Raw genomic sequence first — 14,905 nt, forward strand, 5'->3', positions numbered from 1 at the left:
GCCGTGACGTCCGAACCACCGGAGATACATATCCTCTCCAAACGTCCGACGACTCTGGGCACCCAGCAGTTCATCAACCCCAAGTACATTTCTGCGGATAATGACATTGTGATGCTGTCCACCTCCGGAAAGGTCATCCGGTGGCTGGCGGTCATCTTGTCGGTGCTGGTGATGCTGCTCGGGATCGGCATGATCATCGACGGTGTATACGGTCTCGGCGGTGGCCAGATCCGGATGCTGTTCAATCTGGCCACCCATCCTTTGATCGGACTCGCCCTCGGCATCCTGGTCACCGCCGTACTGCAATCCTCCTCAACCACCACGGCGCTGACCGTCACCGCAGTAGGCGTCGGGCTGGTACCGGTGGAGGTGGCGATCCCGATCATCCTGGGTGCGAACATCGGCACGACCATCACGGTCTTCCTGGTCTCTTTCACCTTCGTGAGAAAACGGAAACAGTTCCGTCGGGCGTTTACCTCGGCCTCGCTTCATGGCCTGTTCAACATTCTGCTGGTCGCGATCATCCTCCCTGTTGAGCTGCTGTTCAGTCCCCTCGAGCGGCTCTCCCGGCTCTTGACTGAAACGGTGTTGGGAGCTGATGTCCAGATCAGTGATGCCGGGGTCATCTTCACTGTCATCTTCCAACCGGTGATCGATTTCTTCGGCATGGACGGGCTACTCGGCAGCATCTTCGACCTGCGGGTGGCCGCCGCCCTCTGCCTGCTCTCTGGCACGCTGCTGATTCTGCTCGGCGTGCGCTCCGTCAGTGCGCAGCTGCGCATTCTCATGGCCGCGACCACCCGCACCCTGCTGGCGAAGTCCTCCGGCGCCTCCGACGCACTCGGCTTCCTGTCGGGCCTGGGTGGCACGCTCGCCCTGCAGGCGTCCACCGTCACCGTCTCCTCCCTCGTCCCTTTCGCCGCGGAAAAGTCGTTGCGGCCCCGGGAGCTGCTGACCATCACACTGGGGGCGAACGTGGGAACGACACTGTCCTCCGTGGTCATCGCGCTGACACTCCCCGGGAACTATGGTGGATTCGCCCTCCAAGCGGCCGTCATCCACCTGCTTTTCAACCTCATCGGCTCCCTGGTGGTACTTCTCGTCCCACCGGTGCGGACTCTGATCCTCTTCCTGGCCGAGAAACTCGCCGGGTCCGCCCAGCGCAGTTACTCCATCACATTCTCCGTGATCATGGCGTTCTACATCCTGATTCCTGTCGGCGCGCTCACGCTGTACTCCATCTTCAGTTAACCAATCCCGGCTTTAGCCGATGTCAGCTGCTTGGTCGTCGAAGGCGTCCCCCGGCAGCAGCTCTCCCTGCACCGGCGCTGGATGGATGCTCTTCTGCGGGGTTCTTCTCGCGTGGGAGACATAAGTGACGCCGTCTGGGAAGGTGAACCAGATCCGGGTGGGGTCCTGTCGCCTGATGGTGATCTGCACGATTCCTGCCGTCACCAACGCGTGGCAGCCGCTGCACAGCGGTATGAGGTTGTCGAGATCGGTGCCACCACCTTCCTGCCAGGCCACGATGTGGTGGAACTCCAGGAAGCCACTGTGCACACAGCCAGGCAGCCCACACTGCCCCTCCCACTGCAGCAGTAGGGCCCGCTCCTGGGCGGCACTGACTGTGCGAACGGCCCGTCCCAGCCTGATGGTCACGCCCCGGTCATCGACGATGTGGAGATGATTGCGTGAGTTCAGCAGCAACCGGTGCAGCGAACGGGTCTCCGCCCCGACATGGCCGAGCAGAGTCGTGTTCCCGTCCGCAGCCACCTTGACGTGCACCTCCGCCCCGGGAGCGCGCACCTGGCGGCGGGGCGTCGAGCGGACCATCGCGACAACCCCGAGCAGGGACAGCAGCAGCCGGCTGCGTAGCGGGGGACCATGGCGGGTGACGCTCGGCGCAGTTTCCTCCTCACCTTCAGGCTCCCCCTCCGGAGTCCCGGGACCCGACGATCGTCCCCCCTCTTCGCCCACGCGCTCACCGGGCAGCTTCTCCGGGGTTCTACGGGCTTCCTCAATAAGTTCATCCAACTGCTCAGGCTTCGGAGACTCCGGAAGATCAGCGACTTCGCGCAGCGTCGCGAGCTCACCGGTCTTGAGGGCGGCGAGCAATTCCGCCCCTCGTTCCGCGCTCAACCGGCCCCAGAACCTTAGTTCCCCGGTCTCTTCGTCGGTGGTCACCTTGAAATACTCCCGGGCGTTCTTTCCGGAGGTGCTGTTCCGTGGCCGACCGGTGAGCTTCTGCTCCAGGCCCTCATGGGACAGTCCCTCGGCCAGGTCCAGGTATTCCTGTTCAGTATCCGCGGTCACGTACCGCAGGAGCAGGCGAACCATGGAATAACTGAGTTCCCCGGCCAGGAACTTTGCTGCGAGCAGCGGAAACCCCCGCAATTGCCGGGCCACGTTGAGATACTCATAGGCCGTCCGCGTGGCGATCCGGCACTCTCGTGACAACCAGGCAGCGGTGGTGACAGCTCCCAACTTTCTGCACAGTTCCCTGGCCGCGAATTCCCCCAGGGCAATGAGGAAGCGGGCCTTGGAGACCGTGAGAGTGTGGTGGGCGGTGCGGAGATCATCGGTCAGTTGGTCGTCGGTCAGTGTTTCGATCGTGCTGAGCATCATTCCCCCGAATGACTGAGCTAGATTTATCGAACACCTGTACCATAAATTCCCACCTGGACATCCCCACCCCCGACTCCACCCCCGCCCCTTCTGCAACGATAGTTCCGGTTCAGCGGCCGGGCAGACCGCGGCGTTTTCGAGAATCGTGCGCAGCTGCGCACTCCGGCCGTCCCCCCCCCTGCGCAAAGCCGGTCCGCCCTGCCCCACCTGCCGACGCCGAAGGCTCTATCACGACCGGGGCCCGGGACGTCGATAAGCAGACCGGGGCACGGTACGCGGCCACAGAACGCCGCACCGCCGAGCTCCCCACCGCACCAGACGAAACGGGTGTGCGCAGCTGCGCACGGGTGACAGTCAGGCGTCGCGCTTCTGCAGGAGGATGACGCCGGCCACCCAGATCACCACGGCCCAGACAGCGAAGTAGACGCCGCTGCCGATCACACCCCAGGGCACGTCCTGGATCTCAAAATTCGAGACGAACGCGTTGAGGTTCTCGAAGGGGCCGTAGTTCCGGATCTTGTCGCCGACCTTCGGCAACATGGCGATGACCCCCTCCAACGCCAGGTACCACATCAGCACGAGGGTGACCGCCCCCGCGGTCTGGCGCAGGAGGAGGGCAATGCCCTGCGAGAAGATGATCATCAGGCCGGCCATCACCGGGTAAGCCCACAGGAGGCGTCGGCCCTCCTCGGAGCTGAAGGGCTCATAGGCCACCGTGGCCTCGGACGGTGCCAACCACCCGGCCACGAGGTAGCACAGCGCGACAGTGACCAGCGTGAGCAGCATCCCGAGAACCAGGTAGAGCAGCAGCTTCGCGACAGCCACCATCCAGCGCTTCGGGGTGGCCAGATAGGTCACCGACTGGTAGCGGTGCCGGTACTCCGTGGTCACCACCATCACCGCCTGCACCGCGATGACGATGAAGCCGAACATGTACACGCCGACGGCGGCGCCGTTGGCCAGCAGCGGCTGATCCTCGGAGAAGGCTCCCATCAAGGCGGCCATGCCGACGCTGAAGAAGATGAACAACGCCGAGGTCCACCAGAAGGACTTCGTCGTACGCAGCTTGATCCACTCGGAGGCAAGGGTATTCAGAAACATGGTTACTTCTCCTCCGTCGTAGTCTGCCCGGCTGGCTCAGCGACGGATGCGGTGGCACCGCCTGCCGCCTCTGCCGGTGTTCCGGGTGCCGGGTGGGCCCCACCCGGAAATTCGCCCGCGTGGTACTGCACTGCGTGCCCGGTCATCTCCATGAAGGCGTCCTCGAGCGAGGCCTGCCGCAGGCTCAGCTCGTTGAGGGAGACGCCCGTGGAGAAGGCCAACGCACCGATCTCGTCGGTACTGCGGTCCTCGATCTCCAGGGTGGGACGCTGCTCCTGGTCCACGGCCTCGTGGAATCCGATGCCCTCGTTCTGCAACGCCGTCGCGAACTCCGGCAGGTGCTCGGAACGCACGATGACGCTGGTGCGGGAGTTTTCCTTGATGAAATCATAGGTCGGGGTATCCGCGATCAGCTGGCCGCGCCCGATCACGATGAGGTGATCCGCGGTCAGCGCCATCTCCGACAGCAGGTGGGAGCTGACCATCACGGTCCGCCCCTCCGCGGCCAGCGCCTTCATCAGGTCGCGGACCCAGCGGATGCCCTCCGGGTCGAGGCCGTTGACCGGTTCGTCGAGGATCAGCACGCCGGGGTCACCGAGCAGCGCTGCGGCGATACCCAGGCGCTGGCCCATGCCGAGCGAGAATCCGCCCGACTTCTTCCGCGCCACGTCGCTCAGACCCACCAGCTTGAGCACCTCGTCCACCCGCGACATCGGCAGCCCATTGGACTTGGCGATCCACTTCAGGTGGTTGGCGGCGTTGCGGTTCGGGTGCCGCGCCCCGGCGTCCAACAGCGCGCCGACCTCCGTGACCGGATTCTTCAGCGAGGTGTACCGCTCCCCGTTGATCGTGGCGGTGCCGGCCGTGGGGGTGTCCAGCCCGAGGATCATGCGCATGGTGGTCGATTTTCCCGCGCCGTTAGGCCCCAGGAAGCCGGTGACGATTCCCGGTTTGACCGTGAACGTCAGATCATCGACCGCCCGAACCTCCCCGTACTGCTTGGTCAGTCCCTGAACTTCAATCATGGGCACCAGAATGCCACACCAGCACTAGCCCAGCAGTTGCCGCACTTTCCGCCGCAGGACCGGGATGGAGGCCTCGAACGCCGGCAGCAACGGCAGTTTGGCCACGTCAGCCAACGGAACCCAACGCAATTCCACGGATTCCTCGTTCCGCGTGGTAGCCAGACGGACGGCGGTACGTGTGCGGGCAATCACAGTGGTGTAGGTCCAGTCACCCGGCAGCTTCGGTCGTTCCGGATCCGACGGGAACGGGCCGGCGGTGATGAGCGTGCTCAGCACCTCGAGGTCCGCGGCGTCGATACCCGTCTCCTCCTCCGCCTCCCGGATCGCCGCCTCCGTCGGGGTCTCATCGGAGTCCCGCGCCCCACCCGGCAGGGCCCAGGTGCCGCCGGAGTTGGTCCACAGCGCGCGGTGCTGCATCAGCACCTCGGGACCGGACGGCAGATCAGCCAGCAGGCAGAGCCCGGCGGCACCGTAGATGCCCCAGAGTTTCGTCCCGTCGGGTCCCGCCGCCCAGCCATTTCCGTCGCCATTCATACCTACGAGACTAGTCAGTCGTGCCCGGGGCAGGGCCATTTCACCCGCGTCCGCCGCCAACATCACGGACGGAGCCGTCGAGTGGGCTGAGAAACATCCCGCCCAGGGCGCACCACCACCGCTATCCCGCGGATTCCTTCCGGCGCCGCTCCCGAATCGCTGCAGCATTGGTTATCCTGGGGTAATGAGCGGCGATAAGGGGTCACCTACGCCAGTGGAAGAGCGGGAGGAAGGGATGCGGTCCGAGGACACCGGCACTGATCGGTCGACGGACCCGAAATTCACCTATTCCCGTAGTCGGCTACGCCGTGAAACCGCCCGTCAGCGCCGCAAATCCAAGGCCGGATCCGCCCCACTGGTCGACGGCAGCGAGATCCCGGAGGACACCCAGGATCACTGGCTCGACCACATGAACAATGACGACATCGGGCGCAGCGTGACCTTCTGGTCGGTCCTCTACGACTCCTTCGCGCTGCCGATCACCTGGGCGAAGAAGCTGTTCCTCTACATCGCCACCACGCCCGGCAAGATGCTGACGCTGACGATGATCCTCTCCGTGGCGATCTTCGCCGCCGGCTACTCGATGTCCCAGTCCGCGGACCAGCGGCAGGGTTCGCTGGACGTGCTGCTCAGCAGCACCGAGCCGATGAGCTACTCGGCCCACAACCTCTACACCTCGCTCTCGCTGGCCGACACGATCGCCACCACCGGATTCGTGCAGGCCGGTGTGGAGTCGGAGAACACCCGCTCCCGCTACAACGCCGCCATCGACCGGGCCTCAGTGTCCGCCGCAGAGTCCGCCGCGGGTATGGCGGCGGACGGTAGCCGCACCGTGCGGCTGGTCACCGATATCCAGCGGCAGCTTCCCGTCTACACCGGTCTGGTGGAGAGTGCCCGGGCCAACAACCGACTGGGCAACCCCGTGGGCGTGGCCTACATGGCGGAGGCGTCCTCGCTGATGCGCGAGGAGATCCTGCCCGCCGCCTCGGAACTGTTCACCATCACCAGCGAACGGGTCTCGGAGGAGCAGCGGAAACTGACGATGCCGCAGTTCGTGCCGCTCTCCGGGCTGCTGGCCGCCGTCCTGTTCCTGCTGATAGCCCAGTACTGGTTATGGCGGGTGACCAGGCGCCGGCTCAACCGCGGTTTTCTCGCCGCCACCGCCCTCATGCTGACGGCGATCCTGTGGGTCTCGGCCTCCAACTTCGCCACCTGGCAGGCCGGCAACCGCGGCTTCGCGGAGGCCGCGATGCCCTGGGACTCGCTGACCACCTCACGGATCATGGCGCAGCAGGCGCGCACCACCGAGACCCTGGTGCTGGTGCGCCGCCAGTCCTTCGACGAGACCGAGGTCTCCTTCGACCAGACCGTCGACTCCATCTCCACCGCCTTGGAGGACGTGGAGCAGGCGGACACCTACCAGGATCCGGAACGCAGCGAGCGGTTGCTCTCCGCGGCACGGGAATCCCTGCTGCACTGGGAGAACGCCCACGCCGGGCTCGCCCGGGCGCTGGAGTCCGGTGACTATGAGCGGGCCGTTGTCCTGTCCACCGGCGCCCCGGAGGAAAACGGTGGCTCCCCAACCGCCGCCTCCGCCTATGCCTCCCTGGACTCCACCCTGGGCACCCTGATCTCCGACGCCCGGGCCTCCATGCGGGCGTTCATCAATGACGGCCTGGCGGCCACGACGCTGGTGTCCACGGTGGTCATGATCCTCTCCCTGGCCGCCGTCATCGCCGTCTGGCTCGGCATCCGTCCCCGCTTCCGGGAGTACCTGTGATGTTCCACCGCACCCTTCCCGTCGTCGCCCTCATCCCGGTCCTCGCGCTGGTGCTGAGCGCGTGTTCCTCGGTGTTCCTGCGTGACGACGCCCCGGCGACCTCCGCCCCGGTCGACCACGCCGAGGGCTATGGTCCGCCGCTGCCCGCCGACGCCACCGTGGAGTCCGCGGGGGCGCGCCCGGCGCGGGAGATCGACACCACGAACCTCGTCGGTTCCCTCCGTCCCGTCGACGAACCGCCGGAGGAGCTGATCCCGGAGATCGTGGAGCGCGGCCGCGTCATCATCGGCGTCGACCAGTCGCAGTACCTGCTCAGCTACCGGGACTCCGTGAGCGGTGACCTGCTGGGCTTCGAGATCGACCTGTCCCGGGAGATCTCCCGGGACATCTTCGGCGACCCGAACCGGGTGGAGTTCCGCTTCGTCGACAGTTCCGACCGGGTCTCCGCCCTGGAGTCCGGGGACCTGGACCTGGTCATCCGCACCATGTCCGTCACCCATGCCCGACAGCAGGAGGTGCTGTTCTCCACCCCCTACCTGTCCACCGAGACCCGGTTGCTGGTGATGCAGAACTCCGGCATCGACTCCTTCACCGACCTGCCCGGGCAGACGGTGTGCGTGGCGGACAACTCCACCGCCCTGCAGTCGGCCCGGCAGTACGCCCCGCACTCGCCGATCCTGAAGGTGCGCAACTGGGCGGACTGCCTGGTGGCCCTCCAGCAGCACCAGGCGGACGCCGTGGTCTCCGATGGTTTCATCCTCTCCGGCATCAGCGCCCAGGATCCCTACACCACGATCGTCGGGGGGTCGCTGACCCCCTCGGAGTACGCCGTCGCCGCCGCCCGCCCGGATCCGGATACCGACACCACGGCGCTGATCCGCCAGGTCAACTCCACGCTGGAGCGCATCCGGGAGGACGGCACCTGGTGGCGGATGTACGACCGCTGGTTCTCCGCCTACCTGGCCACCTCCGGCCCACCGGAGCTGCACTACCGTGACGAAACAGAAGAGACCGAGGCGAAGGAGCCGCAGCCGTGACACCGCAGCCCGAGCAGGACAGGACGGGGCCCGCCCGGCGCGACGACGCCGCGGACGACGACCCGGGCACCGAGGCCGTCGCCTTCGACCCCTTCGCCGATGACGATGACGAGGACGACTATGACGTCGATGACGACATCGGCGATATCGGGGCGCTGCTGGAGGAGCTGGGCTCCCTGCGGGAGAAGTCCGGTACCCCGGCAACCTCCGAACCGACCTCGCCCCGCCCGGTCAACCCGCAGGACGCCCGGGAAGGGCTGGCCGGTGACCACGACAGCGGTCCCCACCCCGACGGTGACGAGGGCACCCGGCCGCATGCCACGAACGTCGCCGCCAACACCAGCGCCCGGTCCCGCCGGGAGGCGATCTCCACCTTCCGGGAGCGTCGGGGGGCCCGGCGGGTGGGGCGCACGGTGGCCGACGGCATGGTGCACCTGCCCTTCGTCGGGCTGACGAATGCCTCCGCCGCCCTCAAGAGCGCGGCGGACGTCGAGAAGTCCAAGGCCCCGCCCCCGCAGTTGGTGCCCGGCGACATCGTCGCCGAGCAGTACGAGATCATGGGGGTCATCGCCCACGGCGGGTTGGGGTGGATCTATCTGGCCGAGGACCGCAACGTCTCCGGCCGGCTCGTGGTGCTCAAGGGCATGCAGGCGGAGAAGACGGTGGAGGAGCAGGGCACCGCGGAAGCCGAGCGGGAGTTTCTCGCCGACATCACCCACCCCGGCATCGTGAAGATCTTCAACTTCATCGATGACCCGCGGGTTCCCGGCGGCTTCATCGTCATGGAGTACGTGGGCGGGCCGTCGCTGCGCGACCGCCGGAACGTGCTGCCGGACCGGACCTTCGCCATCGACATCGCGATCGGCTACATCCTGGAGGTGCTGCCGGCGCTGGACTACCTGCACTCCCGCGGGGTGGTCTACAACGACCTGAAGCCGTCGAACATCATCATCACCGAGGACCAGGTCAAGCTGATCGACCTGGGGGCGGTCAGCGGCATCGGCGCCTTCGGCTACATCTACGGCACGCGGGGGTTCCAGGCACCGGAGGTCGGCACCGAGGGCCCGTCGGTGGCCAGCGACATCTACACCATCGGCCGCACCCTGGCGGCCCTGACGCTCCAGCTGCCCGCCGACGAGGACGGCACCTATCTGCCGGGTCTGCCCAAGCCCTCGGCGGAACCGAAGTTCCGCCGCTTCCTGTCCTTCTACCGCTTCCTCTACCGGGCCACCCATCCCGATCCGGCGAAACGCTTCAGCAGCATCGGGGAGCTGCGCACCCAGTTGTTCGGGGTGCTGCGCGAAACCCTGGCGATCCGCGACGACAAGCAGTTCCCCGCCCAGCATTCGCTGTTTTCCCCGCAGCGTTCCACCTTCGGCACGAAGCTGCTGGTGTTCCGCACCGACCAGTTGATCGACGGCATCGACCGGACCGCCCGGATCACCTCCTCGGAAGTCGTCCAGGCCCTGGCCTCCCCGTTGATCGACCGCGCCGACGTCGGCGCGGCCATGCTCTCCGGGTTCTCCTACACCGAACCGGAGGAGGCCCTGGAGACCCTGCGCCAGGCCATGAAGACCGCGGAATACGAGAAGTCCTCGGAGATCCCCCTCGGCGTCGTGCGGGCCCTGCTGGACCTGGGCTTCACGGGACAGGCCCGGTCCTGGTTGACCAGCATGGCGGACAGGCTGGGCCACGACTGGCGCTTCCAGTGGTATTCCGGCGTCACCGACCTGCTGCTCGATGATTTCGCCGCCGCCCAGGAGCACTTCAACAACGTGCTGAACATCCTGCCCGGCGAATCCGCCCCGAAGTTGGCGATCGCCGCGGTCAATGAGCTGCTGCTGCAGCAGCTGGGCTACGATGAGACGCCCCTGTTGGATCCGGAGGCCACCCGCATCGCCGCGAACTTCGACGCCGATGACGAGGATCTGGAGAACGAGGCCTTCGCCACCATGAGCGATGCCTGGGCGCACACCTCCCAGGAGCCGGAGACCCTGAGGTTCGTGGCGATGCGCCTCTACGGCCTGGTGTGGCGCACCAACCCCACCACCGTCTCCTCCGCCTTCGGGCTCTCCCGCCAACTGACGGCGGAGAACCACATCGAGATGGCGGTGGCTGCCCTGGACAAGGTGCCCGTGGCCTCCCGCCACCACCGGATGGCGCAGTTGACCTCGATCCTGGAGCTGATCTCCGCCCGCCTGACGGAGTCCCGGATCCGCCGGGCGGCCCGCCGCCTGGAGGAGATCCCGACCAATGAGCCGCGCTTCTTCCAGATCAAGACGGCCGTGATGTCCGCCGCGCTGAACTTCCTGCGCGAGGCGGACCTGCAGTCGGCGGCCAGCTCGAATGACCTCTTCGAGTACCCCTTCACCCAACGCGGCCTGCGCTACGGCTTATCGGACACCCTGCGGCTGCAGGCCCGGCAGGCGCCCTTCGCCCGCCACCGCTACGCCCTGGTGGACATGGCCAACCAGGTGCGGCCGGTGACGTGGTTCTGAGCTGATCCAGGAGGTGCCTACCCCGTCTTCTGTTCCGCCAGTTCGGTGGCGTACCGGGCGATGGCCAGTTCCTCGTTGGTCGGGATCACGAAGACCTTGATCCGCGAATCGTCCGTGGAGATCAGGCGGGCGCCGTCATTGGGCAGTTCATTGCGTTCCGGGTCGATCCTGATGCCGTACATCTCCAGTTCCGCCAGTGCGTCGGCGCGGACGAAGCTGGCGTTCTCGCCCACCCCGGCGGTGAAGGTGATCGCGTCCACGTTGCCGAGGGTGATCATGTAGGAGCCGATGTAGCGGCGCAGCTGGTGGATGTAGATGCTGTAGGCGGCCCAGGCGTCCCGGTCCCCGTCATCGATCATCCGGCGCAGCTCCCGGAAGTCGTTGACGCCGGCGAATCCCTTCACCCCGGACTTCTTGTTCATCAGTGTGTCGATCTCGTCGATCGACATGTCCGCGTTGCGGGCCAGGTGGAAGATGATGCCCGGGTCGATGTCACCGGTGCGGGTGCCCATCACCAGACCGGCCAGCGGAGTCATCCCCATCGAGGTGTCGATGGCCTCTCCCCCGCGGATGGCGGCGCAGGAGGCGCCGTTGCCCAGGTGGAGGGTGATCTGGTTGATCTCGTCGGCGGGCTTGTCCAGCAGTTCGGGCAGCCGCTGGGACACGTACTCGTGGCTGGTGCCGTGGAAGCCGTAGCGCCGGATGCCATGCTCCACAGCCACCTCGTGGTTGAGCGCGTAGAGGGCGGCGGCCGGGGGCAGGGAGTGGAAGAAGCCCGTGTCGAAGACGGCCACGTGCGGGACGTCCGGCAGGATCCTGCGGGCGACCTCGATGCCGTCGACGTTGGCCGGGTTGTGCAGCGGTGCCAGCGGGATGAGGTCCCGGATCATCTCCACGATCTCGTCGTTGAGGATCTCCGGGCCGGAGAACAGCAGGCCACCGTGGACCACCCGGTGGCCCACCGCGGTGATCTCGACCTGGGAGGGGCCGTAGCCCTGTTCCGTCATCAGTTCGAAGGCCCGGGACAGCCCCACCGAGTGGTTCGGGATCTCCTCCTCCACCACGTGTTTGTCCCCGCCGTGTTTCAGGGTGAAACGGCCGGAGCTCTCGCCGATCTGCTCGACCAGGCCGGAGGCGAAGGGTTCATCCGTGGCACTGTTGCCCGGATCGAGCAGCTGGAACTTGATGGATGAGGAACCGGAGTTCAGCACGAGGGCGTAAGTCATGTCTACTGTGCTCCTGCCTGGATGGCGGTGACGGCGACGGTGTTGACGATATCCGGCACCGTCGCACCCCGGGAGAGATCGTTGACCGGCTTGTTCAGTCCCTGCAGAATCGGGCCCACCGCCAGGGCGGATCCCGTGCGCTGGGCGGTCTTGTAGCCGATGTTGCCGGACTGCAGATCCGGGAAGACGAAGACCGTGGCGTGGCCGGCGACGTCGGAATCGGGCATCTTCTTCCGCGCCACGCCCGGGTCGACGGCGGCGTCGAACTGCAGTGGGCCATCGACGCAGAGCTCGGGAGCGAGGCCGCGGGCGTGGTGGAGGGCGTCGATGGTGACCTCGACGTCGGGCCCCGCCCCGGAGGCGCCGGTGGAGTAGCTGAGCATGGCCACCTTCGGATCGATGCCGAACTGGGCGGCAGTGGCTGCGGAGACCACGGCGATCTCGCCGAGCTGCTCCGCCGTCGGGTTCGGGTTGACGGCGCAGTCCGCGAAGGCCCAGAGCCGGCCGCGCAGCACCATCAGGAAGATGGAGGAGACCACGGAGACATTCGGCCTGGTCTTGATGATCTGGAAGGAGGGCTTGATGGTGTGGGCGGTGGTGTGTGTGGCGCCGGAGACCATGCCGTCGACCATGCCGGTGTGGATCATCATCGTGGCGAAGTAGGAGATGTCCTTCATGGTCTCCCGTGCCTCATCCAGGGTGACGCCCTTCTTCTTCCGCAGTTCGGCGAACTGCTCGGCGAACTCCTCCAGGTGCGGGCTACTCAGATGGTTGATCACGTGCGCGTTGTCCAGGTTCAGGCCGAGTTCATCCGCCCGGTTCTGGATGTCCTCGGGATCCCCCAGGATGGTCAGGTGACAGATCCGGTGGGCCAGCAGCTTGTCGGCGGCCAGCAGGATGCGGTCATCATCACCCTCGGGCAGCACGATGTGCGCACCCGCCCGCTTCGCCCGTTCCAGCAGCTGCACCTCGAAGACCGGCGCGGTGATGACGGTGTCCACCTCCACCTTCAGGGCCTCCCGGATGCGGGTGGTGTCCGCCAGCTCAGCCTCGGTGAAGGCGTCGGCGACGACGGCGTGCAGGCGCTTGGCCTGGGCCTCCGCCAGGTCCACGGCGGAGCTGTGACGGTCCACGAGCAGCACCAGCGGCACGCCCAGGGCGGCGCCGACCTCGCAGTCGAAGCTCAGGTTTCCCGAGCCGAGGATCAGCGCCGGGCCGTCGGCCAGCGGGTGGGCGGCGAAGACGTCACCGAGGGTGGGTTCCAGGTCATCGAGACGCACCACGCGGAGATCGAGGCGGGCGGCAAGCGAGTCAACATCGAAGCCGTCGAAGTTACGACCGACGGCGCTCAGTACTACCGGGCTGGGTTGGACGGACATGCGGTCCCTTTCTGTGCGGGGCGTCTGTGCTCGATTCCAGGTTACGTGGCCAACGGACAACGGCATCCGGAACAGCTGTGCCGCGCCACACATCAGACGCTCGAATGTGATCGTTGCCAACTTTACCTTCACTGCGCCGACCTTTTAGTACGAATGGACTGTTAATTTTGGGAAGTGGTGCCCCGCTCCCGACCGGAACCAAGGGTGACCTTCCATCGCGGCATGGCCCCACGTAGACTGGTCAGGTAGTCCACCCCAGTGTCACAAGCAAGAACAGGATGCCTATCACCATGTCTCGACCCATGCGCGTCGCCGTCGTCGGTGCCGGACCCGCCGGAATCTACGCCTCGGATCTGCTCATCAAGTCCGGCACGGAGGTCAGCATCGACCTGTTCGAACGGATGCCGGCCCCCTTCGGTCTGATCCGCTACGGCGTCGCCCCGGACCACCCGCGCATCAAGGGCATCATCAAGTCCCTGCACAACGTGCTGGACAAGCCCGAACTGCGGCTGCTGGGCAACATCGAGATCGGCAAGGACATCAGCGTCGACGAACTGCGCGAATACTATGACGCGATCGTCTTCGCCACCGGCGCCACCGCGGACCGCCACATGTCCATCCCCGGCTCCGACCTGCCCGAGTTCCACGGTGCCGGCCGCTTCGTCGGCTTCTACGACGGCAACCCGAACTTCTCCCGTGACTGGGACCTGTCCGCCGAGGAGGTGGCGGTGATCGGCGTCGGCAACGTCGCCCTGGACATCGCCCGCATCCTGGCCAAGACCGCCGATGAGCTCAAGCCCACCGAGATCCCGGACAACGTCTACGAGAACCTCTCCCGCAACCGCGCGAAGGTGGTCCACATGTTCGGCCGGCGGGGCCCGGCCCAGGCGAAGTTCACCCCGAAGGAACTCAAGGAGCTCGACGAGTCCGACACCATCGAGGTCATCGTGGACCCCGAGGACATCGACTACGACGCCGCCTCCGAGGAGGCCCGCCGCAGCTCCAAGTCGCAGGACCTGGTCTGCCAGACCCTGGAGCAGTACGCCATCCGCGAGCCCAAGGGCGCACCCCACAAGCTCTACATCCACTTCCTGGAGTCCCCGGTGGAGATCCTCGGCGAGGACGGCCACGTGGTCGGCATCAAGACCGAGCGGATGGAACTGACCGGGGACGGCAACGTGCGCGGCACCGGCGAGTTCACCACCTTCGGTGCCCAGGCCGTCTACCGCGCGGTGGGCTACCGCTCGGACGCGGTCACTGGCGTGCCCTTCGACGACGACGCCGCCGTGATCCCGAACGACGGCGGCCACGTCCTCGACCTGGAGACCAACGAGCCGGTGGAGGGTCTCTACACCACCGGCTGGATCAAGCGCGGCCCCGTCGGCCTGATCGGCAACACCAAGTCCGACGCCAAGGAGACCACGGACATGCTGCTGGCGGACTGGGCGGACGGCAAGCTCGTCGAGGCCACCCGGCCGGAGCCCGACGCCGTCGTGCAGATGCTCGAGGAGCGCGGCATCGCGGTGACCACCTGGGACGGCTGGTACCGGCTCGACGCCGCCGAGCGCGCCCAGGGTGAGGCCGAGGGCCGCGAGCGCAAGAAGATCGTCGAATGGGACGAGATGGTCCAGCACGCCGGGCCGGAATACGAGATCTAGGACGCACTCCGGGGCGCGGCCTGACACCGGCCCGCGTCCCGG

11 protein-coding genes are annotated in these 14,905 nt (G+C 66.5%); 5 read left to right on the forward strand and 6 right to left on the reverse strand.

Annotated elements, in window-relative coordinates; genetic code table 11:
• Positions 1–3: 3 nt before the first annotated feature.
• Entirely contained in the window at positions 4–1,251 is a 1,248-nt protein-coding gene (locus tag ACQCVD_RS03145; RefSeq protein WP_426822246.1) for a Na/Pi symporter, read from the forward strand.
• Positions 1,252–1,263: 12 nt separating this feature from the next.
• Here the strand turns inward: ACQCVD_RS03145 and ACQCVD_RS03150 are convergent, their stop codons facing one another.
• The 4 genes from ACQCVD_RS03150 to ACQCVD_RS03165 all read right to left on the reverse strand — a co-directional run bounded on the left by ACQCVD_RS03150 (position 1,264) and on the right by ACQCVD_RS03165 (position 5,285).
• Positions 1,264–2,622 carry an HNH endonuclease signature motif containing protein gene (locus ACQCVD_RS03150; protein ID WP_426822247.1) on the reverse strand — a complete coding sequence of 453 codons (1,359 nt, stop codon included), beginning with the start codon at positions 2,620–2,622 and terminating at the stop codon, positions 1,264–1,266.
• A gap of 357 nt (positions 2,623–2,979) precedes the next feature.
• Positions 2,980–3,726: a multidrug ABC transporter permease gene (locus ACQCVD_RS03155; RefSeq protein WP_426822248.1), complete on the reverse strand. Its 747-nt coding sequence runs from the start codon at positions 3,724–3,726 to the stop codon at positions 2,980–2,982.
• A 2-nt stretch (positions 3,727–3,728) separates the two neighbouring features.
• A complete protein-coding gene (locus ACQCVD_RS03160; protein ID WP_426822249.1) occupies positions 3,729–4,751 on the reverse strand; it encodes an ABC transporter ATP-binding protein in 1,023 nt (340 codons plus the stop codon).
• A 24-nt stretch (positions 4,752–4,775) separates the two neighbouring features.
• Positions 4,776–5,285 (reverse strand): NUDIX domain-containing protein, encoded by a 510-nt coding sequence (locus ACQCVD_RS03165; RefSeq protein WP_426822250.1) that lies wholly within the window; start codon positions 5,283–5,285, stop codon positions 4,776–4,778.
• Between the two features lie 184 nt (positions 5,286–5,469).
• Between ACQCVD_RS03165 and ACQCVD_RS03170 the strand changes: the two genes are divergently transcribed.
• From ACQCVD_RS03170 to ACQCVD_RS03180, 3 genes are read left to right on the forward strand one after another with little or no spacing between them, the layout of a single operon-like run.
• Positions 5,470–7,065, forward strand: a complete 1,596-nt coding sequence (locus tag ACQCVD_RS03170; RefSeq protein WP_426822251.1) for a hypothetical protein — start codon at positions 5,470–5,472, stop codon at positions 7,063–7,065.
• Positions 7,065–8,102 carry a glutamate ABC transporter substrate-binding protein gene (locus ACQCVD_RS03175; RefSeq protein WP_426822252.1) on the forward strand — a complete coding sequence of 346 codons (1,038 nt, stop codon included), beginning with the start codon at positions 7,065–7,067 and terminating at the stop codon, positions 8,100–8,102. The genes ACQCVD_RS03170 and ACQCVD_RS03175 overlap by 1 nt, the downstream gene beginning before the upstream one ends.
• Positions 8,099–10,600 carry a tetratricopeptide repeat protein gene (locus ACQCVD_RS03180; RefSeq protein WP_426822253.1) on the forward strand — a complete coding sequence of 834 codons (2,502 nt, stop codon included), beginning with the start codon at positions 8,099–8,101 and terminating at the stop codon, positions 10,598–10,600. Before ACQCVD_RS03175 ends, ACQCVD_RS03180 begins: the two co-directional genes overlap by 4 nt.
• A 17-nt stretch (positions 10,601–10,617) precedes the next feature.
• Here ACQCVD_RS03180 and ACQCVD_RS03185 read toward each other — a convergent pair whose 3' ends face one another.
• Positions 10,618–11,826 carry an acetate kinase gene (locus tag ACQCVD_RS03185; protein WP_426822254.1) on the reverse strand — a complete coding sequence of 403 codons (1,209 nt, stop codon included), beginning with the start codon at positions 11,824–11,826 and terminating at the stop codon, positions 10,618–10,620.
• A 2-nt stretch (positions 11,827–11,828) separates the two neighbouring features.
• The gene (gene pta / locus ACQCVD_RS03190; RefSeq protein ID WP_426822255.1) at positions 11,829–13,205 is read right to left on the reverse strand and encodes a phosphate acetyltransferase; all 1,377 of its coding nucleotides are present in this window, start codon (positions 13,203–13,205) and stop codon (positions 11,829–11,831) included.
• A gap of 290 nt (positions 13,206–13,495) precedes the next feature.
• Here pta and ACQCVD_RS03195 point away from each other — a divergent pair, with 290 nt between their 5' ends.
• Complete coding sequence (locus ACQCVD_RS03195) at positions 13,496–14,863, forward strand: FAD-dependent oxidoreductase (RefSeq protein ID WP_426822256.1); 1,368 nt, start codon at positions 13,496–13,498, stop codon at positions 14,861–14,863.
• Positions 14,864–14,905: the final 42 nt, after the last annotated feature.

The organism is Corynebacterium halotolerans (assembly GCF_050107895.1).
GTDB classification, from domain to species: Bacteria; Actinomycetota; Actinomycetes; order Mycobacteriales; family Mycobacteriaceae; genus Corynebacterium; species Corynebacterium halotolerans_B.

What these genes read in the sequence shown, in the direction of transcription:
- ACQCVD_RS03150 (WP_426822247.1), bottom strand. Translation starts at nt 2,622, where the DNA reads ATGCTCAGCACGATCGAAACACTGACCGACGACCAACTGACCGATGAT.
- ACQCVD_RS03155 (WP_426822248.1), bottom strand. Translation starts at nt 3,726, where the DNA reads ATGTTTCTGAATACCCTTGCCTCCGAGTGGATCAAGCTGCGTACGACG.
- ACQCVD_RS03160 (WP_426822249.1), bottom strand. Translation starts at nt 4,751, where the DNA reads ATGATTGAAGTTCAGGGACTGACCAAGCAGTACGGGGAGGTTCGGGCG.
- ACQCVD_RS03165 (WP_426822250.1), bottom strand. Translation starts at nt 5,285, where the DNA reads ATGAATGGCGACGGAAATGGCTGGGCGGCGGGACCCGACGGGACGAAA.
- ACQCVD_RS03170 (WP_426822251.1), top strand. Translation starts at nt 5,470, where the DNA reads ATGAGCGGCGATAAGGGGTCACCTACGCCAGTGGAAGAGCGGGAGGAA.
- ACQCVD_RS03175 (WP_426822252.1), top strand. Translation starts at nt 7,065, where the DNA reads ATGTTCCACCGCACCCTTCCCGTCGTCGCCCTCATCCCGGTCCTCGCG.
- ACQCVD_RS03185 (WP_426822254.1), bottom strand. Translation starts at nt 11,826, where the DNA reads ATGACTTACGCCCTCGTGCTGAACTCCGGTTCCTCATCCATCAAGTTC.
- pta (WP_426822255.1), bottom strand. Translation starts at nt 13,205, where the DNA reads ATGTCCGTCCAACCCAGCCCGGTAGTACTGAGCGCCGTCGGTCGTAAC.
- ACQCVD_RS03195 (WP_426822256.1), top strand. Translation starts at nt 13,496, where the DNA reads ATGTCTCGACCCATGCGCGTCGCCGTCGTCGGTGCCGGACCCGCCGGA.